The 23,662-nt window shown below is 40.4% G+C and carries 19 protein-coding genes and 3 pseudogenes; 14 read left to right on the forward strand and 8 right to left on the reverse strand.

The window, feature by feature from the left end; all coding sequences use genetic code 11:
- Positions 1–223 precede the first annotated feature (223 nt).
- A complete protein-coding gene (gene aspA / locus MST17_RS08835; protein WP_180007828.1) occupies positions 224–1,672 on the reverse strand; it encodes an aspartate ammonia-lyase in 1,449 nt (482 codons plus the stop codon).
- Positions 1,673–2,094: 422 nt separating this feature from the next.
- On the opposite strand from aspA, the gene putP reads away from it, so the two are divergent.
- Positions 2,095–3,597 (forward strand): sodium/proline symporter PutP, encoded by a 1,503-nt coding sequence (gene putP, locus MST17_RS08840; protein WP_180026251.1) that lies wholly within the window; start codon positions 2,095–2,097, stop codon positions 3,595–3,597.
- A gap of 63 nt (positions 3,598–3,660) precedes the next feature.
- Here the strand turns inward: putP and MST17_RS08845 are convergent, their stop codons facing one another.
- Complete coding sequence (locus MST17_RS08845) at positions 3,661–4,155, reverse strand: Lrp/AsnC ligand binding domain-containing protein (RefSeq protein WP_180026252.1); 495 nt, start codon at positions 4,153–4,155, stop codon at positions 3,661–3,663.
- Between the two features lie 205 nt (positions 4,156–4,360).
- Between MST17_RS08845 and putA the strand changes: the two are divergent.
- The 4 genes and pseudogenes from putA to MST17_RS08865 form a co-directional block, all read left to right on the forward strand.
- A pseudogene (putA, locus tag MST17_RS08850) lies at positions 4,361–8,020 on the forward strand (trifunctional transcriptional regulator/proline dehydrogenase/L-glutamate gamma-semialdehyde dehydrogenase); the annotation flags it as partial.
- A gap of 229 nt (positions 8,021–8,249) precedes the next feature.
- Positions 8,250–9,332 (forward strand): tRNA (uridine(54)-C5)-methyltransferase TrmA, encoded by a 1,083-nt coding sequence (trmA, locus tag MST17_RS08855; protein WP_180026254.1) that lies wholly within the window; start codon positions 8,250–8,252, stop codon positions 9,330–9,332.
- 252 nt (positions 9,333–9,584) lie between these two features.
- The gene (locus tag MST17_RS08860; protein ID WP_168378613.1) at positions 9,585–9,809 is read left to right on the forward strand and encodes a hypothetical protein; all 225 of its coding nucleotides are present in this window, start codon (positions 9,585–9,587) and stop codon (positions 9,807–9,809) included.
- Positions 9,810–10,072: 263 nt separating this feature from the next.
- Entirely contained in the window at positions 10,073–10,321 is a 249-nt protein-coding gene (locus MST17_RS08865; protein ID WP_180026255.1) for a hypothetical protein, read from the forward strand.
- A 56-nt stretch (positions 10,322–10,377) separates the two neighbouring features.
- Here the strand turns inward: MST17_RS08865 and MST17_RS08870 are convergent, their stop codons facing one another.
- Positions 10,378–11,154, reverse strand: coding sequence for a phosphodiester glycosidase family protein (locus MST17_RS08870; RefSeq protein ID WP_257223090.1), 777 nt, complete (start codon positions 11,152–11,154; stop codon positions 10,378–10,380).
- Positions 11,155–11,289: 135 nt separating this feature from the next.
- Between MST17_RS08870 and MST17_RS08875 the strand changes: the two genes are divergently transcribed.
- Positions 11,290–11,826: a lecithin retinol acyltransferase family protein gene (locus MST17_RS08875; protein WP_078193494.1), complete on the forward strand. Its 537-nt coding sequence runs from the start codon at positions 11,290–11,292 to the stop codon at positions 11,824–11,826.
- A 139-nt stretch (positions 11,827–11,965) separates the two neighbouring features.
- Here the strand turns inward: MST17_RS08875 and MST17_RS08880 are convergent, their stop codons facing one another.
- Positions 11,966–12,424 (reverse strand): SRPBCC domain-containing protein, encoded by a 459-nt coding sequence (locus MST17_RS08880; RefSeq protein ID WP_180026256.1) that lies wholly within the window; start codon positions 12,422–12,424, stop codon positions 11,966–11,968.
- Positions 12,425–12,504: 80 nt separating this feature from the next.
- Positions 12,505–13,535 (reverse strand): annotated as a pseudogene (locus MST17_RS08885) (aldo/keto reductase).
- Between the two features lie 96 nt (positions 13,536–13,631).
- On the opposite strand from MST17_RS08885, the gene MST17_RS08890 reads away from it, so the two are divergent.
- Positions 13,632–14,555, forward strand: coding sequence for a LysR family transcriptional regulator (locus MST17_RS08890; protein WP_180026257.1), 924 nt, complete (start codon positions 13,632–13,634; stop codon positions 14,553–14,555).
- A 7-nt stretch (positions 14,556–14,562) separates the two neighbouring features.
- Here MST17_RS08890 and MST17_RS08895 read toward each other — a convergent pair whose 3' ends face one another.
- Both MST17_RS08895 and MST17_RS08900 read right to left on the reverse strand, forming a co-directional pair.
- Positions 14,563–15,474 (reverse strand): bestrophin family protein, encoded by a 912-nt coding sequence (locus tag MST17_RS08895; RefSeq protein WP_180026258.1) that lies wholly within the window; start codon positions 15,472–15,474, stop codon positions 14,563–14,565.
- A gap of 135 nt (positions 15,475–15,609) precedes the next feature.
- Positions 15,610–17,337 carry a glutamine--tRNA ligase/YqeY domain fusion protein gene (locus MST17_RS08900; protein ID WP_180004641.1) on the reverse strand — a complete coding sequence of 576 codons (1,728 nt, stop codon included), beginning with the start codon at positions 17,335–17,337 and terminating at the stop codon, positions 15,610–15,612.
- A gap of 168 nt (positions 17,338–17,505) precedes the next feature.
- Here MST17_RS08900 and MST17_RS08905 point away from each other — a divergent pair, with 168 nt between their 5' ends.
- The gene (locus MST17_RS08905; protein WP_078193500.1) at positions 17,506–18,015 is read left to right on the forward strand and encodes a peptidylprolyl isomerase; all 510 of its coding nucleotides are present in this window, start codon (positions 17,506–17,508) and stop codon (positions 18,013–18,015) included.
- 138 nt (positions 18,016–18,153) lie between these two features.
- Positions 18,154–18,873 (forward strand): UDP-2,3-diacylglucosamine diphosphatase, encoded by a 720-nt coding sequence (locus MST17_RS08910; protein WP_168378618.1) that lies wholly within the window; start codon positions 18,154–18,156, stop codon positions 18,871–18,873.
- A gap of 134 nt (positions 18,874–19,007) precedes the next feature.
- On the opposite strand, the gene MST17_RS08915 is transcribed toward MST17_RS08910, so the two are convergent.
- Positions 19,008–19,226, reverse strand: a complete 219-nt coding sequence (locus MST17_RS08915; RefSeq protein WP_168378619.1) for a transposase — start codon at positions 19,224–19,226, stop codon at positions 19,008–19,010.
- 308 nt (positions 19,227–19,534) lie between these two features.
- On the opposite strand from MST17_RS08915, the gene MST17_RS08920 reads away from it, so the two are divergent.
- From MST17_RS08920 to cydB, 5 genes and pseudogenes are all read left to right on the forward strand, one after another.
- Entirely contained in the window at positions 19,535–19,684 is a 150-nt protein-coding gene (locus MST17_RS08920; protein WP_168378620.1) for a hypothetical protein, read from the forward strand.
- Between the two features lie 59 nt (positions 19,685–19,743).
- Positions 19,744–19,971, forward strand: a pseudogene (locus MST17_RS17210) (transposase).
- Positions 19,972–20,723: 752 nt separating this feature from the next.
- Positions 20,724–20,915 carry a cytochrome oxidase putative small subunit CydP gene (cydP, locus tag MST17_RS08930; protein ID WP_078188513.1) on the forward strand — a complete coding sequence of 64 codons (192 nt, stop codon included), beginning with the start codon at positions 20,724–20,726 and terminating at the stop codon, positions 20,913–20,915.
- On the forward strand, positions 20,915–22,501 hold the full coding sequence (locus MST17_RS08935) for a cytochrome ubiquinol oxidase subunit I (RefSeq protein WP_180022131.1): 1,587 nt from the start codon (positions 20,915–20,917) through the stop codon (positions 22,499–22,501). Before cydP ends, MST17_RS08935 begins: the two co-directional genes overlap by 1 nt.
- On the forward strand, positions 22,498–23,643 hold the full coding sequence (gene cydB, locus MST17_RS08940) for a cytochrome d ubiquinol oxidase subunit II (protein WP_180026259.1): 1,146 nt from the start codon (positions 22,498–22,500) through the stop codon (positions 23,641–23,643). Before MST17_RS08935 ends, cydB begins: the two co-directional genes overlap by 4 nt.
- Positions 23,644–23,662: the final 19 nt, after the last annotated feature.

Here is a 23,662-nt window from a genome sequence, read left to right on the forward strand (position 1 = left end):
CATGACTATATATAGAACTATAATTACTATCCTAAGTAAATATAGCGTTCTATTCTCAACCAATACTTACTTTTAGAATTTAAGTATCTAATAGATACTTAATACATCACTGCCATCAGAATAGTCTTCAAGATTTACCACTGATCATTTTCAAATAAAAAACGAAGGATTAACCTTCGTCATTTACTCATCATTAGGCTATTTAAAAGTCTTAAATAAGCATTTAACTCACTTGAGCGAGTGGCATACTAAATGGTGTCACTTCAGAAACTAAATTTTCAATCGAGAAAATTTCATCCAATTGACTTACAGTTAACAGCTCTTGCTCTAAAACCACTTGGCGAATGGTTTTATTTTCGGCAATACATTGCTTGCCGATTTCATCACATTTTGCATGACCTAAATATGGATCGAGTAAGGTCACAATTCCTACACTACGCATCACAGCATCAAAACATGCTTGCTCATTTGCCTGAATCCCTTGAATACATTTGCTGTCTAAAGTTTTCACCGCATTCACCAAAAGCTCAATTGATTCATTCATGGACAATGCAATCACCGGCTCCATGACATTTAATTGTAATTGCCCCGCTTCTGCGGCCAAAGTAATGGTTAAATCATTCCCCATTACTCGAAATGCAATTTGGTTGACCACTTCAGGGATCACAGGATTGACCTTTGCAGGCATAATGGAGGAACCTGCTTGTAACTCAGGTAAACGAATTTCCGCTAAACCTGTTCGTGGCCCTGAACTTAAAAGACGTAAGTCATTACAAATTTTAGAAAGTTTGACAGCTAAACGTTTTAAGCAGCTTGATAATAAAATGAATACGCCACAATCGCTGGTTGCTTCGACATAGTCTTCTGCACCTTGCAATTTTAGACCGGTCAAATGAGCTAGATTTTCAACGGCCTTGGCTGCATAACCCGCAGGAGAATTCACGCCAGTGCCAATTGCCGTCGCACCTAAATTAATTTCCAATAGAAGCTGTCGATTTTGCTCAATCAACTTCAAATCTTCTTTTAATAATGTTGCAAATGCTCGGAACTCTTGCCCCAAAGTCATCGGAACTGCATCTTGTAACTGTGTACGCCCCATTTTGATGACATGTTTAAACTCATCAGCTTTGAGATGTAAGCTTCCTATAAGTTGATTTAGCACCACAAATAAAGCATTAAAAGCACTATATGTCGCTAGACGCAGCGCTGTTGGATAGACATCATTAGTCGATTGTGACTTATTGACATGGTCGTTGGGATGAATCCTTTGATAACTGCCTTTCGCATCTCCGAGCAACTCAAGGGCAATATTGGCAATGACTTCATTGGCATTCATGTTAATAGAAGTGCCTGCTCCACCTTGATAAATATCAATTGGAAATGAATCTGCCCATTGTTCAGGATGAACAATCAATGCATCACACGCCTGCTGAATCGCTTGGCGAATATCATCTTGTATTAAGTTAAATTGATAATTGGTTTCTGCTGACGCTTTTTTTACCTGAGCAATAGCGCGTACAAAGTTTAAATTTTGTCCGACATGCTGCTTTGATATTTGAAAGTTTTCGATGGCACGCAATGTATGTATACCGTAATAACATGACTGCGGGACTGCTTTATCCCCCAATAAATCATGCTCTATTCTCGTTTTTTCCATTTGAACCGTTGTCACTGCGCATTCCCTCTAATTACGCACCAAGACTGTGCATACCTCATATTCGACCTGTTCAAATCATCTCACTACAGATGATGTGATGCACATTTGCAACCAATATTTCAAATGCACATTTCTTGTTCACCATGTAACATTGTGTAATTTTTACCTAATTTCATTAGTTCTCTTTTTGTGATGAAAAGTCTTAAGTAGATTTACATTTCAAAATTTAAATTCCCTTCTGTACAACATTTCAGCAGCACAATAAAAAATTCGATTTGTAATAAGAAAAAATATCATTTACGCAAAACATACATAAAATATGCTTAAAGGTTACAGAGTGTAATTTTTAAATCGTGCTTGAATCTGCGACTTACGACAGAAGTACAAATTTTCATCTAGGACAGAGATGATTTGCTTTCATTAAGGATGAACCGCCTATGAGCCATTTAAACCCGACATTAGTCACCTTTATTTTTTATATTCTTGCAATGCTTGCCATTGGTTTGTGTGCCTACAAAGCTACGCATAACTTTGACGAATACATTTTAGGTGGACGAAGTTTAGGAAGTGTTGTGACTGCACTTTCAGCAGGTGCATCCGACATGAGTGGTTGGCTACTCATGGGTCTCCCTGGTGCAATTTATCTATCTGGTCTTTCCGAAGCTTGGATTGCAATCGGCTTAATTATCGGTGCTTGGTTGAACTGGTTGATCGTTGCTGGTCGCTTGCGTGTTCATACCGAATATCAAAATAATGCCCTGACCCTGCCCGATTATTTCACGAGCCGTTTTGCAGACCGTAAAAAGATTTTACGTATCATTTCAGCTGTAGTGATTTTAGTGTTCTTTGCGATTTACTGTGCTTCTGGCATGGTGGCTGGCGCACGACTTTTCGAAAGTTTATTCGGTTGGAACTACACAACAGCACTGTGGATTGGTGCAATTGCAACCATCAGCTATGTCTGTATTGGTGGATTCTTAGCGATCAGTTGGACCGATACTTTCCAAGCGGGTCTGATGATCTTTGCACTGCTGATCACACCGATCATCGCCTACCTTGCTTTAGGTGATAACAGTCAAAATCTTGCTGCTGTTTTGGAAACAGCTCGCCCACAAGCTTCTAATTTATTTGAAGGTTTAAGTACAGTTGCGATTTTATCCAGCATGGCATGGGGCTTAGGCTATTTTGGTCAGCCGCATATTTTGGTTCGCTTTATGGCAGCCGATTCTGTTAAATCCATTCCGAATGCACGACGCATTGGTATGACATGGATGATCCTGTGTCTAGGCGGTGCTGTAGCAGTGGGTTATATCGGTATTGCTTACTTCCAAGTCCACCCAGAACTGGCAAGTGTCGTTAATGCCAACCCTGAAACGGTATTTATGGAGTTGACTAAAATTCTATTCAATCCGTGGATTGCTGGGATTATTTTAGCCGCAATTTTAGCTGCGGTGATGAGCACACTTAGCTGTCAGTTATTGGTTTGCTCAACCACCTTGACGGAAGATTTGTACAAAGGATTTATTCGTAAAAATGCATCGCAAAAAGAATTGGTTTGGATTGGACGTGCGATGGTCTTGGCAATTGCCGTATTTGCAATCACCTTTGCAATGAACCCTGCAAGTAAAGTTTTAGGCTTAGTAGCTTATGCATGGGCAGGTTTCGGAGCTGCATTTGGCCCACTGATTATTCTTTCATTGCTGTGGAAACGTATGACGCTTAACGGAGCAATCATTGGCATGATCGTGGGTGCTGTGACTGTAATCGTGTGGAAAAACTACTTAGGCCACCTTGGTTTATACGAAATCATTCCAGGCTTTATTTTCTCTGCAATCAGTATCGTTGTGGTGAGCTTATTGGGCAAAGCACCTGAGGCGGATGTGGTTGAACGCTTTGAAAAAGCCGAAGCGCAATATCAAAAAGAAATGTCTGAAATCTAAAATTTTTGACACTAAAAAAGGGGCTAAATGCCCCTTTTTTTATACTCGATTATTGATGATTAGCTACTTCGGCCTAGCCGCAGGTTTCAGCTTAATTTGCATACTTTCTTTGATTACTTCCATCACAGGATAACTGCGCGTTTCCTTGATGCCGGGTAGCTGCCAAAGCACCTGCCCTGAAATTTTTCTAAATTCTTCCATATTTGCACAGCGTATTTTCACTACAAAATCAAAACCACCGCTGATCATATGACATTCTACGATTTCTGGAATTTGACGCACTGCATCCGAAAAATCTTCCAATACATTGGGCGTGGTTTTATCTAGTAAAATCTCTACAAAAACCACAAATCCATTGTTGAGTAAGACCGGATTTAAACGTGCTTCATAGCCTAAAATAAAGCCCTCTTTCGATAATTTTTGCACACGTGCCAACGCCGCAGTGGGTGATAAATTCACCATTTCTGCAAGCTTAATATTGGACAATTTTCCTTCGTCTTGCAGCAGCTCTAAAATTCGAATATCTATACGGTCTAAGCTCAAATATGGGCTAGTCATCTGAATTTTTCTCTAAATATTATTAAAACTATAGTGAGTTATTCGCTAAATATTCTGTGATGATAAATTAAATAAAGGATCAAGCTCAAGATTTATTTGCTCGTCATAGAACTTTGACACGGAAAATTGAAACATGAATGGAAAAGTATTTGAAGTCACGGGAAGCGATGACTACATCATTGAATTTAAAGACAAGAATAGCTTTGAACAATCGATTAATACAGCATGGCGTCGTGCTGAAACTGAGTGCATTGAAAACTTATTAGCACACAGTGAAATCCCTTCCCCGATCAGCGATCAAATTCAACAATTGGCTTTTGACTTAGCCCATTCATTACGTGAACGTAAAAGCGGTACAGGTAAAGCAGGCATTGTACAAGGCTTGCTACAAGAGTTTTCATTGTCTTCTCAGGAAGGCATCGCGCTCATGTGTTTAGCTGAAGCGCTACTCCGTATTCCAGACAAAGCAACACGTGATTTACTGATCAAAGATAAAATCAACCAAGGTAACTGGAAAGATCATGTTGGCCAAAGTAGCCTCATGTTCGTAAATGCTGCTGCTTGGGGTTTAATGCTGACGGGTAAACTAATGGAAACCCCTCAACAAAAAAGTCTGTCTAGCCTACTCACCGGTATTTTAGCACGCAGTGGACGTGGCATTATCCGTAAAGCTGTCGACGTGGCTATGCGTATGATGGGCGAACAGTTTGTTACAGGCGAGACCATCAATGAAGCGCTTAAACATGCAGAAGTATTAGAAGACAAAGGCTTCCGTTATTCATATGACATGTTAGGTGAAGCAGCATTAACTGAACCTGATGCAGAACGTTATTATCAAGACTATACCGATGCGATCCACGCGATTGGTCAAGCCTCTGAAGGTAAGGATGTTTATAACGGCGCAGGTATTTCGATCAAATTGTCTGCCCTACACCCACGCTACCAACGTTCACAGATCGACCGTATACATAACGAACTTTATGGCAAAGTGCTAGAACTTGCTGTATTAGCTAAGCATTACAATATTGGTTTAAACATTGATGCTGAAGAAACTGACCGCCTAGAAATTTCTTTGGAACTACTTGAGCGCCTGTGTTTTGAGCCTAAATTAGCAGACTGGAAAGGTATTGGATTTGTGATTCAAGCCTACCAAAAGCGCTGTTTCTATGTGGTCGACCATATTATTGACCTCGCTAAGCGTAGCCAAAAACGTTTAATGATCCGCTTAGTGAAAGGTGCATACTGGGACAGCGAAATTAAGAAAGCGCAAATTGAAGGTATGAGTGACTATCCTGTATTTACGCGCAAAGTTCATACCGACCTGTCTTATATTGCATGTGCTAAAAAACTCTTGGCAGCACCTGAGCAAATTTATCCTCAGTTTGCAACACACAATGCGCAAACCGTTGCTACGATCTACCAATTAGCACAGCCAGAGCTTTACTATCCAGGCCAGTATGAATTTCAGTGCCTTCACGGCATGGGTGAACCCCTCTATGAACAAGTGGTGGGTTCGAAGTCTGATAACAAACTGGGTGTGCCTTGTCGTATTTATGCACCAGTGGGTAACCATGAAACCTTATTGGCCTATTTGGTTCGACGTTTACTGGAAAATGGTGCGAATACCTCTTTCGTCAACCGTATTGCAGATAAAAATTTAAAAATTGAAGATTTAATTGAAAATCCAAGACAGACGATATTAGCGACGGCTGAAAAAGAAGGTATCACTGGAGCTAAGCATCCTTCTATCCCATTTCCGCAAGATTTGTATGGCACAGAACGTCGCAACTCAAAAGGACTCGATTTAGCCAATGATCGCGACTTATCTCAGCTCAATACCACGGCAGTACAGCATGCACATACCCAGTGGCATGCTAGTGCAATCGGCGCTAATTTAGAAGAAATTCATACTGCAAGTATCAACATTACAAACCCTGCAAACCGTAGTGATGTGGTCGGCAGTGTCAGTGAAGCTAGTCTAGAGCAAGCGGAAATCGCTCTCAATAATGCTGTAAATGCCCAAGCTTCATGGAAAACTTTAGACAAAGATCAGCGTGCAGCATGCTTAAACCGTGCGGCAGATTTGATGGAAGCACAATTGCAATCTCTCTTGGTGTTGTTGTCACGTGAAAGTGGTAAAACTTATGCCAATGCTATTGCTGAAGTCCGTGAAGCTGTAGATTTCCTACGTTATTATGCAGCTCAAATAATTGATCTAGCAGAGAATACGCAAATTGAACCCCTTGGTACTGTACTGTGCATTAGCCCGTGGAACTTCCCGCTTGCTATTTTCACAGGTCAAATTGCTGCAGCCTTGGTTGCAGGTAATACCGTGATTGCCAAGCCTGCTGAACAAACACCGCTAATTGCTGCTCAAGCTGTACATATTTTATGGGAAGCTGGTGTTCCCTTCGATGTATTGCAACTCCTTCCTGGCCGTGGTGAAACCATTGGTGCCAAACTCAGTGCTGACTCACGTATCCAAGGCATCATGTTTACAGGCTCAACGGAAGTCGCACGTATCTTGCAAAAAACCGTGGCACAGCGCTTAAACCAATTTGGCGAAAGTGTGGTTTTGATTGCTGAAACTGGTGGTCAAAATGCCATGATTGTTGACTCATCAGCATTGACAGAACAAGTGGTATTGGATGTCGTTAACTCTGCCTATGACAGTGCAGGTCAACGCTGTTCTGCCCTACGTATTCTCTGTGTGCAAGAAGATAATGTGGACGTTGTCCGTACCATGTTACAAGGTGCGATGAAGCAACTTCGTGTCGGAAATCCTGCACTTTTAGCAACTGACATTGGCCCTGTGATCGACCTTGAAGCACAGCAAAATATTGAAAAACATATTGAGAAGATGCGTAGCAAAGGCTATCCCGTACATCAAATCATGTTTAATGCTGATAGCAATACCTTAAGTACGGGTACTTTCGTTGCACCAACTTTGATTGAACTGCCAAATTTAAATGATTTAGAACGTGAAGTTTTTGGGCCAGTATTGCATTTAATCACCTACAAATATGGTGAGATTGAAAACCTATTAACGCAAATTAATGCCAAAGGTTATGGTTTAACCATGGGCTTGCATACACGTATTGATGACACGATTCAAAAAGTCATCGGTCATGCAGAAGTCAGCAACTTGTACATTAACCGTAATATTGTAGGTGCTGTGGTCGGTGTACAACCTTTTGGTGGCGAAGGCTTATCAGGTACAGGTCCAAAAGCTGGCGGTCCTTTATATCTTTACCGTTTAATGCATCAAGTTTCTGAGAAAAAACTGGCTACACCTTATGCAGCTCAGGCAGAAGCACAAGCTGCACACTTCCCTGCATATGACGCATTTAACACTTGGGCGAAGCAGCATTTTTCAGGCATTGCTATTCAAGCACCGCAGGCCATAGCCGCAGGACAAAGTTTTGAACTGCAAGGCCCAACCGGTGAAAACAACCAATATGCCATTTTGGCACGTAAAGGTGTGCTTTCATTGGCTAATAATGATGCAGATCAACTGAATCAAATTGCTGCGATTTTATCTGTAGGTAGTCAGCCTGTTGTACTTGCAGACAATACTTTTGTGTTGAAACACTTAAATAGCATGCCAAAAATCCTCGTAGACCAATTTAAAGTGATCACGGATATTTATCATGGGAATTTTGATGCGGTTTTACATCATGGTGAAAAAGCTGAGTTATTAAAAATTCAACAAGTCATCGCGTCTCGTGAAGGTGCAATTATTGGCATTACACATTTAGCTTCAGGCCAATATGACATCCCTGTAGAGCGTTTCGTGATTGAGCGGGCAATCAGTGTCAATACAGCGGCAGCCGGTGGTAATGCTAGCTTAATGACAATGAATTAAACACTGAATTTAACTCCAACTAATCAGTTCCTCACTTAGCTCAATCTTTATGAATGTTCCATAAAGATTGAGCGTTTTTTTAACTTCCCCTCGATAAAAGTTCTGTTTAGCGTATTCAGATTCATCTTCTCTACAGATAAATACAGCCAAAAGTGGAATTAATTTAGTCTTATAAGGTGAATTTTGCTAACATGACTTTTTTTAATATGTTTGCGATTTTTTACTGCATATGACTTCAACTTATCAGCAACAACTTGATGCCAAAGTTGCCCGCATTACGGCTCAATTTTCAGAATACAACCCTCCCTCTTTAGAAGTTTTTCCTTCTGCTGAACAAAACTTTCGTATGCGAGCGGAATTCCGAATTTGGCATACTGAAAATGATATGTTCTATGCAATGTTTGAACGCAATTCAGACAATGAAAAACAAGTTGTAGAAATTAAAGATTTCCCGATTGCAGATAAAAGCATTAATGATTTAATGCCCGTATTATTAAATGAACTCAAGGCACAAGAGATCTTATCGAGCCGTTTATTTGAGGTTCATTTCTTATCAACGCTGAAAGGTGAAATGTTAGTTTCATTGGTTTACCGCTGCCCGCTCAATGCTGAATGGGAGGTAGCTGCCAAAGCGCTGTCTGAAAAGCTCAACATCAAGATTTATGGTCGTAGTCGTGGTCAGCGCGTGATTTTAACTGATGACTATGTGGTTGAAGAACTCCAAGTGTTTGACCGCAAATATCAGTACAAACAAATTGAAAGTAGTTTCACTCAGCCCAATGCCGGCGTATGTCAAAAAATGCTGGAATGGGCGTGTCAGGCTGCCGATCACTCAGACAAAGACTTACTTGAGCTCTACTGTGGTAATGGTAATTTCACGCTGCCACTTTCTACATGCTTTAATCGCGTTTTGGCAACAGAATTAGCCAAGTCTTCAGTTTATGCAGCACAGTGGAATATTGAGCAAAATGGCATTGATAATATCCAAGTGGCTCGTCTATCAGCTGAAGAGTTTACCCAAGCCTACAATGCTGAACGTACATTCCGCCGCCTTGAAGAAGCTGAGATTGAAATTTCAAGCTATAACTTCGATACGGTATTTGTCGATCCACCGCGTGCAGGTATCGATGATGAAACACTAAAACTGTTGCAACGTTTTGAACGCATTATCTATATTTCATGCAACCCAGATACTTTACATGACAATCTTAAACTGCTTTCACAAACGCATAAAATCAGTAAATTTGCCTTGTTTGATCAATTCCCTTATACACACCATGTAGAGTCTGGTGTGTTTCTTGAGAAGATTTAAACAAATTATTTCAAGTCATGTTGTTGTCATAAAAGGAGCTTTCTAAAAGCTCCTTTTTTATATACTAAAAAAGCTTTATTTTCTCGCCACATGCGGTGTAATGGATGCCTTTTTATATCAATTAGGCAAAGATTCTAAAAGTCCAATCGAAAAAATGATGATTCAAGTGGCTAAAATTTCACTTTAGTAGTCTTGCTTTATTTATTGGATTGGTTATATTTCGTCCTATGTTAGGTCGCAAATGAAGGCTCTATGAGTTTTTGGCATAAGTTGTTCGCTAATGAACAGCAAAACGGGCATAAGAATCAAATTGCCTGTGTTGAAAATGATTGCTCTTGTAAAACCAATGAACAGCTTATTGCTGCTCTTACAAAGGCAACAGATGAAGATGTTATCCTCGGTATCAAAAAAGTACTCGCTTCGCGCGGTTATAGCCGTAAGGAATTAAATGAAATCCAGCATCTACCTCTACAGTAGAGTCTGAACATTCAATGTTCAAACAAGGCATTCTGTTTTACAGAGTGCCTTTTTCATTTTTTAGTCTAATCAAAAGTATGCCGCTTATTTACAGATTAGGTTTTGTGGATTGGCCACATCGCTATTTACAGCTTTTATGCTATGCTCCAAGGCAACTCAGTGATGTCTAATTTTTAAACACACGACAATAAAACCTAATATTGCATCAAATATGATGCCGAAGACCTCTAAACAGCATTGATATAAAAACTAAAGGAATGAACATGAATAAATTAACAATTTGCCTAATCGCCTGCTGCATACTTAGTCTAAGTGCTTGTAGCCAAATCCCCAAAGAATGCGAAGAATCTTGGGACAAACTCGAAGCCTTATCGAAACAAATGGGCTTAAACGAAGAGCAAATCAAAGAACAGAAAAAACAGTTTGAAGACAGTATTAAGCAGCAATCTAAAGAACAAGCCATTCAAATGTGCCAAACCCAAAGTACCTTTTTAGGTTTAATCGGCAAATAAACAGTAGTTGCTATCAATCTAAAGACTGTATACATGAAGCCCGACCATTCGGGCTTTTATTGTTTGCATTGAGATGCTGTTGTATACGCTACAATTGGCCCTAAAGGTTTTAAACTCGAATCATGTCTATTCAATGCTTGAATATCTGCACTAGACACAGATCCATCTAAATACAAGGCATTGTTAATCGATAATTGCTGCTTAAAATATTGTGCAAATGCATAAAATGACACCCCTTCACGACTGATCACAAAATACAACTTGCCGTTTTTGATCCCCACGCCATTGCGGATTTTCAATGAATCTGACTGTGGGATAAAGTTTGGATTGATTTTTCCATCTACCACCAGCATTGGACCTGACTGCGTTGCATAACGTGCCTTAAAATCTGTGGAAGCATATTTTTGTGTAGTTAATATCACCGCTTGCTTGTCATTCCATGCCAGAACACCATTCGGCTGAATTAAAAAATTACCAAAGCCTCGTGTTGCACGATTCAAGGCTTTTTTCTGCAGCCCATTTTCAACGTAAAGACCAACAGGCGCTAAATCTGCATGATACATCCCTGCATTCATTGCAAAGTTCATCGTATTACACTTACGCGCTAATGACTGCTTTAAACGCTGTAGGTCTCGATATGGCTGCTGCTCTGCATCATATAAATAGAGCTCTAGTTTACTCAAATCCGAAATTTCAACCACATCCACTGCAATAGGCTGACTGACACGTTTCGCTTGAATATTGGCATAGGAAATAGTCGGTGAGAAAATCAGACCGAGCAGCATCATAAAGCGCATTTTTTTAAACATTGAGGTTGATTGAAGACCAAGCATGACCCTATCCATAGTGCACGTTAAAAATCGAACAAATTTTAGCTAAATCATCGCTAAAATAGTCGATTAATTCACAGATTAAAAGTAGACTAATCTTTAAAAATAATTCGGATTTAAAGTAGGACTGGTAAATTCATGCACGTGCAGAAAGATGGTTTTCCTCTTGGAACACATCTGATTGTTAAACACTTCGGTTATAGCCATCATGGCATATATGCCGGCCGCGGTAGAGTCATTCACTACTCTGGTTTTGCACACCTTTTCAAAAAACATCCGATTGAAATGACTTCGATCGAAAAATTCAGCCACGGCAAAAAAATTATCGTTCAGTCATATAGCAATCCAAAATTTAAAGGTCGTAAAGTGGTGCGTCGTATGCGCTCTCGCATGCATGAAAACAACTATCATCTGATTATTAATAACTGTGAACACTTATGCACATGGGCTATTACCGGCGTTGAAAGTAGTCCTCAAGTGTTCCGTATGATGAACCGACTCACCACGATTGGCTATGTCAGTTCTCTGATGAGTTTTATGAGCAGTATGATGCTGACCGTGACCACCACTTGCTTTGCACTGGTGTTCTATATCAAAAAGAAACTGCGCGAAAAAGCCAAAATGCAGATGCCGGTTTATACCTATTTAAAGCGTGAAGAACATAAAAATCGTTAATTCACTGCAGCAGCATTGAACCGTGGCTTTATCAAATTTCAATACATCAGCACATTGCTTAGAAATACTGCGCTAATACACAAGCTTTTCCTTACGGCGTATCAGATGTCATGCTTAATTTTGGTCACTCTTCACATTGCTAAAAGTTCGCATTGCTAAAAGGTGGAAATTTATCTTCAACCAAATTGCTTTGCAGGCCATGTTCTAAATAAATTTTGGCTGCATCCAAAACCGTTGTAAAACCACCTGTACTATCGATAATAAAATCAATTAATGCCTGACCTTGCAGAGGAATCTTTGAATTTTTGATGCGGACATAGGTTTCCATCGGGCTAATTTGCTCAAAAATAAAATCGACCTGAGTTTTTGGTTCTCCCCACTGTATTTGAATTAATTTGTTTTCCTTAATATTCAGCACGTCTACATCGGCGACTGCATTATATTTTTGCCAAGTCCATTGCACCGTTTTACCTTCTTCTAGATATCCACTCGATGCACTAAACCAAAAATGCTGTGTTATTAAAGGATCAACAAAAGCATTAAATACGATATTGATGGACTTACGAATTAACATCTGGGTTTCAATCACGACACTCATCAGTATTCCTTCAGTATTTTAATTTTATTCAGTGATAGCACAGAGAACTGATCATTGCCTACCACTGAATTGTTATTGCCCTATTCTGCTGTATGTTCTGAAATAGAGGCTGATGTCACTAGCGTGGGATTCTTCTCTGTAAATTGCCCATTCCAATAGGGATAGTATGGATAAGGTGGATACACTGCACTGACTGCGTCTAATCGGGCTAACTGCTCTAAGCTTAATGACCATTCCTTCGCCGCAAGGTTATCCAACAGTTGCTGTTCATTACGTGCGCCTATCAAAATGCTAGACACTGTCGGTCTGGTTTTCAGCCAATTCAATGCAATCTGTGGAATAGAGTGCCCTGTTTCCATGACGATTTCTTGCATTACATCTAACACTGCAAATAACTTTTCGTGTTGAACTGGTGGTGCGAATTGTGCTGTCTCATGTAGTCGACTTTGCTTTGGAATCGCATGCTCACGATCAAATTTTCCTGTTAATCTCCCCCAGCCTAGCGGACTCCATACCACTGCACCAATCTGTTGATCATGCTGCGCAGGCATCAACTCCCATTCATAGTCACGTCCAATCAAAGAATAATAGACTTGATGCACACTTAGCTTTTCATAGCCCTGCTGTTGGGCAATCGACTGAGCTTTCATGAGCTGCCAGCCTGAAAAATTCGACGCACCGATATAGCGAACTTTTCCACTACGTACCAAGTCATCCAAACTGCGCATCAGCTGCTCAAGTGGCGTCGTGCTATCAAACTGATGTAGTTGCAGCACATCAATATAATCTGTGCCTAAACGCTTTAAACTCGCCTCCACGGCTTGAATTATATAGCTTCTAGAATACCCACTTTGCTGGAAATAATCACCTCTTGGCGTTTTGATTGAAGTAATGCACCGAGCATCTGCTCTGAGGCACCATTTGAGTAAGCATCTGCGGTATCGAAATAATTCACGCCTTGATCAATACACAGATCAATCATACGTTGGGCATCATTTAAACTCGATTGCCCCCATGCAGAGAAAATAGGGCCTTGCCCGCCAAATGTACCTGCACCAAAGCCGAACTCTGAAACTTGTAAGCCAGATTGCCCTAGATTGTGATAGTTCATGGTGATTTCCTGTGTTTAATTTATACACAGAATAGGCACAGATATTTATCAGAAAAACCCTGAATATCGAGAAAGACTTTCTTGATTATATTGATAATGCTAACTGAAGATTTCGACTTATTCACACGAATGGCGGCACTGGGTTCAATCAGTCAAGCTGCCAAAGAAGCCAATCTCTCTGTTTCTGTCGCTAGTAGCCGTCTACACAGACTTGAACAAAGTTTAGGGCTGCGCTTATTTCATCGCACTACACGGCAACTACATTTAACACAGGAGGGTGCTGTTTTATTGCAGCAAGGTTTTCCCTTACTCGAACAATTTAATTCTCTGCTAGGCCAATTTCAGCCTGAACCACAACAACTTAGTGGGGTATTAAAAATCACCTGTTCAGAAGTTTTTGGAAATCGTATCTTAGGGCCAGTATTTGCAGCCTTTGCCAAGTTGCATCCAACATTGACTTTGGATATTGAACAGACCGATCAAAATTTAGATTTGGTCTCCGCAGGTATCGACGTTGCGATACGTATTGGACAGTTAGAAGACTCATCACTGATTGCTAAACCGCTCAGCTTAAACCGTCGTATTTTGTGTGCCTCGCCTAGCTATATCGAACAACATGGCGAACCTCACTCCCTAGAAGAGCTCTCTATACACCAATGCATTTTACAGAAATACCCTAAGGGTGTTTCGCAGCTTTGGACATTCGTCCAAGATCAACACAACATAAATATACCTGTTTCAGGACAAGTTCATATCAACTCAGGTGAAGGCGTACGCCAAGCAGCACTTGCAGGTTTAGGCATCTCAAACCACTCTATTTGGCATGTGGAGGACGATCTACTCTCTGGCCGACTTGTCCAAGTTCTACCAGCAATCCCTGTTCAAAGCACAGCAATCTATATGGTAATTCCGCATCGACATTTTGTCCCGCCTAAAGTACAGGCCTTTATGCAGCACTTGGACGATTTTTTTCAGCATCAGTATGCTTGGTACATATCGCCCAATTTATCTGAAAATTAGGCCAAACTTATCTTAGGTTACTGTTAAAAGTCTTAATCAGCGGTGGCAGATCCACCTCTAAACTACTAAATATTTCACGCTCAATGTTTCGTACAATCGAGTCCAGCGGTAAATCATTTTCCTGCAAGCCAAAAGGCTCTTCTAGCTCTGCACTTAACGCATCCAAACCTAAAAATAAATATGCAATCAAAGCCACAATAACAGGTGTCCAAATCCCTAAACTGGCCTCTAGGCTAAACGGCAAAATCAGACAAAATGAATACACCGCGCGATGTAAAAGCACCGAATAGGAAAATGGCAATGGCGTGGTCATAATACGGTCACAGCCTGCATGGATATCACCCATCGCTACGGTATGACGTGTAAGCGTGCTGTAGATAATGTCTGTAATCTGACCTTGCTTATAGGCTTTGACTAAATCTTTTTGAATAATTTCAAGTAAATACTGTGGTGCATTGATATTGTCTCGGCATTGCTGCCATTGCTGATCCGTCAAAGCTACGCCGTCTTTAAAATGTGCAATATCTTGTGATTCATGGCGTAAGCGATCACGTAACAAATTGCAAAACAGCATGATGCGGTACATCAACACGTTTCTTTGCTCATCTTCAAGGACATGGCTATCACGAATCATGTGGCGTGTATTGGCAATCAATGAGCCCCAAAGCTTGCGCCCTTCCCACCAACGGTCATAACAGGCAGTATTTCGAAAGCTCAAAAAAATCGACAGAATCACCCCAAAGATGGTAAATCCGATGGCTGGAACTTCAGGCGTATTCAGGTAGTGTGCAGCGCTTAGATACACCAAAATCGCCGACAAACTCACGACGACAGCCAACGCAGGCATGACTTTTGGGAGTATCGTGCCATGCCATGCAAATAAAAGTTTAAAGCTATTATTTTTATTTCGAATGATCACTTATTTCCCCTCTGTACTGCCTTAATGAACCATCTCAAGCATGAAAAAAGCCCAACCGAAGTTGAGCTTAATCTTAACCTACTTGATCTTAACCTATTGGGGATTCAAAGATGAATCCCTTTAAAAACTAAGATTTTATTTACCCGGTTTAAAACTGTCTTTCAAATCTAAGATGCGGTTAAACACTGGTTTTTCAGCTGTATGATCAAACTGATCTGCAACAAAGTAACCTTCACGTTCAAATTGGAAGCGATCTTCAGGTTTTGCTTCTGCCAATGCAGGCTCAATGACCGCTTGAACCACTTTAAGTGATTCTGGATTTAAGTTTGCAAGGAAGTCATCACCCACTTCAGGGTCTGATTCAGTGAATAAACGGTCGTAGATACGAACTTCCGCAGCAATACCCTTGCTTGCAGAAACCCAATGTACAACGCCCTTCACCTTACGGCCTTCGGGGTTTTTACCTAAAGTTTCAGGGTCAATTGAACATTTCAATTCAACCACTTCACCGTTCTCGTCTTTAATCACTTCATCGCACTTAATCACATACGCATGACGTAAACGCACTTCACCGCCCGGAATCAGACGTTTAAAGCCTTTAGGTGCAACTTCTTCAAAGTCTTTACGGTCGATGTAAATGTCTTGAGTCAACGGAATGATACGGTCACCCATGTCAACGTTTGGATGACGTGCATGTACCAAATCCATTGCTTCAGGCAAGTTAGTTAAAGTCACTTTGAGTGGATTCAACACTGCCATACCACGCGAAGCAGTATTTTCTAAAGACTGACGGATGCAGTATTCAAGCATTGCAACATCCACGATACTGCCATCGACTTTTGTTACACCGACACGTTTACAGAAGTCACGCAGACCTTCTGGAGTAAAGCCGCGACGGCGCATACCTACAACGGTCGGCATACGCGGGTCATCCCAACCATTCACAAAACCACCTTCAACCAATTTACGTAATTTACGCTTAGAGGTAATGGTGTAATCCACATTTAAGCGGCTTGATTCGTACTGACGTGGTACAGATGGTGATTTAACTTTTTCTACAACCCAGTCATAGAATGGACGGTGATCAACAAACTCAAGTGTACACAGTGAATGCGTAACTCCTTCAATGGCATCTGATAATGGATGCGCATAATCGTACATTGGGTACATTTTCCATTTATCACCAGTTTGGTGATGTTCAGAATGCAAAATACGATACAAAATAGGATCACGCATATGAATGTTAGGTGAAGTCATGTCAATTTTGGCACGTAGTACTGCCTGACCTTCTCCCAACTCACCATTACGCATTTGTTCAAAACGCGCTAAGTTTTCTTCTACGCTAGCATCACGTTGCGGTGAGTTTTTACCCGGCTCAACAAAATTACCACGGTTTAGTTTGATTTCTTCAGGGCTTTGCAAATCCACATAGGCATCACCTTGTTCAATCAATTGAACTGCCCAAGTGTAAAGCTGATCAAAATAGCTCGATGCATAACGTGGCTCGCCGTTCCATTCAAAACCTAGCCATTTCACGTCATTGGCAATACCGTCTACATACTCTTGTTCTTCGGCATCAGGGTTTGTATCGTCGAAACGGAGGTTACATAGACCTGCGAATTCTTGAGCAATACCAAAGTTCAAACAAATGGCTTTTACATGACCAATATGTAGGTAGCCGTTTGGCTCTGGTGGAAAACGTGTTACAACTTGTTCTGTACGACCTGCAGATAAATCATCTGTAATAACTTGACGTACAAAATCTAAGCCTGGCTGTTGTTCCTGCTGCGCAGCTTCGACAGGGGCATTGTTCTTGGTTGTCGGATTGTTAGGCAGGGATGAAACAACATCGTTTGGCTTCATGGTAATAAAATCACTTCTATAAAGATAAAATTAGGATAATTAAAACGCTTTTCTTTATTTTTAACAAAGAAAGTAACGTTTTTACTTGCCTTGTAGTTTACAGTTTGCTTATGCTTCTCACAACCAAAAAACCCATGGCTTTCATGTCCATGTACAGGAGATTACACAATGAGTTTTCCTCAAGTCGAATTAAACACCAATAAAGGTCGTATTGTTCTTGAGCTTAACACTGAAAAAGCACCTAAAACTGCTGAAAACTTCTTACAGTATGTTCGCGATGGTTTCTATGACGGCGTGATTTTCCACCGTGTTATTGATGGTTTCATGATCCAAGGCGGCGGCATGGATGAAAACTTCAAAGAAAAAACAACTCGTGATTCTATTGAAAACGAAGCTGACAACGGTTTAAGCAATGATGTTGGTACGATCGCTATGGCACGTACTCAAGCACCTCACTCTGCTTCAGCTCAATTCTTCATTAACGTGAAAAACAACTCTTTCCTTAATCACACTGGTAAAACAGCGCAAGGTTGGGGCTATGCAGTATTTGGTAAAGTAGTTGAAGGTCTTGACGTTGTTGACGCAATCAAAAGCGTTCGTACTGGTAACCGTGGCTACCACGCAGACGTTCCTTTAGAGAACGTTGTAATCGAATCAGCTAAAATCATTTCTGAATAATTTTTAAATTCTCCCTGAGTAGCATTGCTGCGCAAGTCCCTTTAATAAAGGAGGGAGTTTCAATATGAAATAAATGTCGGAACTCCTCCCTTTTCCAAAGGGAGGCTGGGAGGGATTTTTAGAATAAGGAAAAGATTCGTGACCTATCTGTTTATCGCTGATTTACATTTGTCACCTGAACACCCTCGACTCGTTCGGGGGTTTTTAGCTTTGTTAGAACAATACAAAACTCAAAATACCCAGCTGTATATTTTAGGTGATTGGTTTAATGCTTGGATTGGTGATGACTTTACTGCCCCATGGTTAGACGAAATCATTGCAGCGCTTAAAGATTTTACTGCTTTGGGAAATCAAATTTATTTCCAAGTAGGTAATCGTGACTTTGCATTGGGTCAAAAGTTTTTAGATAAATTTCACGGTCAATTATTACAAGACGTTGATTATCTCCACATTAGCAACTATAAAATTCGCCTCGAACATGGCGATTTACTTTGCACCGATGATGTGTCTTACCAAAAGTTTCGTAAAGTGATTCGTAATCCTTTGCTTTTAGGTTTCTTAAAGAGCTTACCGCTTAGCATTCGACAAAAAATCGCCAATGGCTTCCGCAAAAAAAGTACAGAAACCAAGCAAGTTAAATCTTATGAAATCATGGATGTAAATGCCGAAGCTGTAGAAAAAGCTTTAGAGCATGCCGATCTACTGATTCATGGACATACCCACCGCCCCCAAATACACGATGTGCATGGCAAACCTCGTATCGTTTTAGGGGACTGGCGTACAGAACAAGCTCAAATATTAGAGATTGGTGAAAACCCATCTGTGAGTGATTTAAAATTAAAAATTTGGTCTTACTAGTCCATAGCTTTCTAATCGTTAGCCTTTAGAAAAACTTACCATCATATTTGATTAATATACGCATCCAGACCATGCAAACGTAGACTTTTAATTAAGCAAAAAAAAAACAGCAGATGATCTGCTGTTTTTTGCTTTTAGGCTAAGCGATATAGCTGGTTTGGGCCAGTATAGAAGCTTTTTCCATCTAGATTCAGGTTAAATGTCTCGCCTGTTTCTAATTCAACCATTTGCCCAACATCAACCCAAATTAAACCAGCATTGGTATTTTGTTGACGTTTTAAAGGCACCATTTTTACATTAATTTCGTCGCCATTTACGGCTTTGGCAGTTTGCCAAGTATTTAAAATATTCAAAAGATTTACTCAACATGTGAGCTTTTTGTGACAGAACAAAGAGATTAATCAATCGGGTTTGGAATAATAATTCTGTAGTTACAAAGATATGATTCAAGTCAGAAGCTTGAATACAGATAAATCACAATCAGCTAAATAAAAAAAGATAAGCAGGAACATTACCCGCTTCGAGTTAAGCAGAAGTATACAATATTGCGCTTTGATTAGCAAAAGTAGGACTTATATACGTTATAAATACCTGCTTTTTCAATAGTATTCAAAAATCTGTGTCATTTCAATAAACTGAATCAAACAAGAAATGACACATCATGGCAAGCAACTTTGATTTCAAAGCTGTTTTTAAAAACAATTACAGTCAAGCCCTCCTCACTGGTGAAAACGGTATCTTAACCCCACCCCTCAAACAACTGACAGAAGCAGCTTTAAATGCTGAAATTGAATTTAGAAGCCCCCACTAGCCAATTGTAGGAATAGCTATTCTCGTAAGACTGTAAAATCATCTTACGGTTCATTTGAACTGGAAATACCTCGGGATCGTGCTGACGATTTTGAGCCTCAACTCGTCAAGAAAAATCAAACCTAACTCCATAAATAGATCGACAACAAAGTCATTTCGCTATATGCACTCCGTACGGGCTACCGCAATATTCAGAAACAAATTACCGATATGTATGCACTGGTTCTTTCCAAGGGTGGCATTACCAATATTACAGACAAGTTAATCCCTGAATTACATGCTTGGTAACGGCGTCTTCTCGATATTGCCGTATATCCATTTGTGTGGCTCAATACCATTCATTACAAGTATTATTCACCAATTAAAATGTCGTGTTTTTAACAAAAAAGATCAAGAATGAAGGTATTTCTGTCAACAAAGCCGTTTTACCATTCTGGGATTACATGCCGAGGACCATAAAGAACGGCTAGGTCTTTACCTTTCAAAAAGTGAAGGTGCTAATGAATGTTCAGCGTATTCACAGATTTGCAGAATAGTGACAGACATTCTGATCGCCTGCATTGATGGACGTAAAAGCTTCCTGAGGCAATTGCTGCGATATGTCCGCAGACAGAAGTTTATACACTGAAGAATGCGGCCCACATTAAAACAAGCCTCAATTTATCATGATATATCTGGGCTTATTCATGATTCGGGTTATTTAATAGCGAGGTGGTGTCGCACTTCAAGACTTAACCTACTTATATTTAATTAGTAAAGATTCTCATTATTCACAATGTAAATTTTAGTAAATATAGTAAATTAGTCAGAATTTAAATTAGATACATAAGCAATTTAGTCGGATTTAAAATATGTAAACACAAGTGTTTTAGTCAAGTATTTAAAATAAAAAATTAGTTTATTTTTTAACTAATAAGTAATATAAGTAATTGTATTTAAATTACTTAATAATATATTTTTATTTTAACTGTTCAACCTATTTGCTTTTTGTATATATTTGTTAATAATATAGTACAAGTTTAAAGAATAGGCTTATCTCCATGAGCTTAAAATTCAAAGATTTAAATCGTCGTGTGGTCAGAGAAATAACCGCAATACTAATAATTAAAGTGATTATTTTAATGATCATTAAGAACATCTGGTTCGACGCCCCTACCATCCCTAAAAACTTTGACAATCAAGTTGCCGAGCATATTGCTGGCAGTCCTTCCCAAATCAAGGAGACACGTTGATGATTTCTGAAAGCGTGGTCGATCTTTCGCGGTTCCAATTTGCAATGACCGCGATGTATCACTTTATTTTTGTTCCGCTGACTTTAGGTCTGGCTTTTATTCTTGCCATTATGGAAACCACCTATGTGATTTCTGGCAAAGAAATTTATAAAGACATGACTAAATTCTGGGGAAAACTCTTCGGTATTAACTTCGCATTAGGTGTTACTACTGGTTTGACCATGGAGTTTCAGTTCGGTACTAACTGGGCGTATTACTCGCACTATGTCGGTGATATTTTCGGTGCACCATTAGCCATTGAAGGTCTGATGGCATTCTTCCTTGAATCAACATTTATTGGTTTATTCTTCTTCGGCTGGGATCGCCTATCCAAAGTTCAGCATTTGGCTGTCACTTGGTTAGTTGCTCTAGGCTCGAACATGTCTGCACTATGGATTTTAGTAGCCAATGGTTGGATGCAAAACCCTGTTGGTTCTGCTTTTAACTATGAAACCATGCGTATGGAAATGGTGGACTTCGGTGCGCTGATTTTCAACCCCGTGGCTCAGGTTAAATTCGTGCATACCGTATCTGCAGGTTATGTGACTGGTGCTATTTTCGTACTGGCAATTTCAAGTTACTACTTATTGAAAAAGCGTGACTTGCCATTTGCGCGTCGCTCATTCGCCATCGCTGCTATCTTTGGTTTAGCGTCTACACTTTCGGTGATCTTACTGGGTGATGAATCTGGTTATGAAATTGGTGACGTACAAAAAACTAAACTAGCTGCGATTGAAGCTGAATGGGACACTCACCCAGCTCCAGCGCCATTTACTTTGTTCGGTATTCCAAATAAAGAAACCATGTCTACTGACTACGCGATCAAAATTCCTTATGTCATGGGGATTATTGCAACACGTTCAACTGACAAAGAAGTGATAGGTATTAAAGACCTGATCGTACAACACGAAGCGCGTATTCGTAACGGTATGGTGGCTTACTCACAGTTAGAACAACTTCGTGCAGGCGATACGTCTCCTGAACTTAAAGCAGCATTTGCTGAGTCTCAAAAAGACTTGGGTTATGGTCTGCTTCTGAAAAAATACACAGACAAAGTGGTCGATGCTTCTGATGATCAAATCAAAGCTGCTGCAAAAGACACTATTCCACATGTTCCAAGCTTGTTCTGGGCATTCCGTGCAATGGTTGCTTCTGGTTTCTTAATGCTCCTTCTGTTCGTACTTGCTACCTTTGCTGTCGGTAAACGTAATGCAGAAAACAAACCTTGGTTATTAAAGTTTGCTTTATTTGCCCTGCCATTACCTTGGATTGCAGCACAAACAGGTTGGTATGTTGCCGAAGTTGGTCGTCAACCTTGGACTATCGGTGAAGTTCTACCTACACATCTTTCAGCTTCTAGCTTAAGTACAGGTGATGTATGGGGTTCTATCCTTGCATTGGCAGCGTTCTACACTGTACTGCTGATCATTGAAATGTACTTAATGATTAAATTCTCACGCCTTGGCCCAAGTTCTCTACATACTGGTAAATACCACTTCGAGAAACTTGAAGCTGCAAAAAAGGCAAATGAGGAGGCTCAAGCATGATCGAATATGAATTACTCAAAATCATTTGGTGGGTTTTAGTCGGTGTCCTACTGATCGGCTTCGCCCTCACCGATGGCTTCGATATGGGCTCAATGGCGATCATGCCATTCGTAGGTAAAAAAGACGAAGAACGTCGTGCGGCAATCAATACGATTGCCCCACACTGGGACGGTAACCAAGTATGGTTTATTACTGCCGGTGGTGCACTGTTTGCAGCATGGCCAATGGTATATGCAACTGCATTCTCAGGCATGTATTGGGCGCTGTTACTGGTACTCTTCGCTCTCTTCTTACGTCCAGTCGGTTTTGACTACCGTTCTAAACTTGAAAATACCAAGTGGCGTAATTCTTGGGACTGGGGTTTAGCAATTGGTGGTGCCGTTCCTGCCCTCGTATTTGGTGTTGCGTTTGGTAATATGTTCCTTGGTGTTCCATTCACTATGGACGAAACTGTTCGCTCGACTTATACAGGGAGCTTCTTTGCACTGCTTAACCCATTTGCTTTAGTTTGCGGTATTGTGAGTTTATCTATGCTTTGCGCTCATGGTGGTGCATGGCTCATGCTTCGTACAGACGGCGACCTACGTACACGATCTGCAAAAGCGACTCAGCTTATGGGTATCGTATTCTTGGTTTGCTTCTTACTTGCAGGCGCATGGTTATACTTCGGTAATATCCAAGGCTACACATTAGCTCAACCGTTTGACACGAATGGCGTTGCAAACCCGTTAGCTAAAGAAGTGATCACCAATGCCAACCCAGGTTGGATGAACAATTATAGTATTTATCCTATTACTATGATTGCGCCAATCATGGCTATTTTAGGTGCGCTGATCATCATCCTTGCCGCAGGTAAAGGTAAAGCAGGTTTCAGCTTCCTTGGTTCAAGCTTGGCAGTCATTGGTGCAATCTTAACTGCTGGTTTTGCATTGTTCCCTTTCCTTATGCCATCGAGCATCAACCCAACTGTAAGTTTGACTATGTGGGATGCGGTATCAAGTAAAAATACCCTAACTGTGATGACAGTTGCAGCATGTATTTTTGTCCCACTTATCCTGTGCTACACAACTTGGTGTTACTACAAGATGTGGGGTGTAGTCACTAACAAACATATTGAAGAGAATTCACACAGCCTATACTAAGGCTGTGTCTAAGGAGAAA

Origin of the sequence: Acinetobacter sp. YH16056_T, from assembly GCF_024605895.1 — a bacterium.
Classification (GTDB): Bacteria; Pseudomonadota; Gammaproteobacteria; order Pseudomonadales; family Moraxellaceae; genus Acinetobacter; species Acinetobacter amyesii.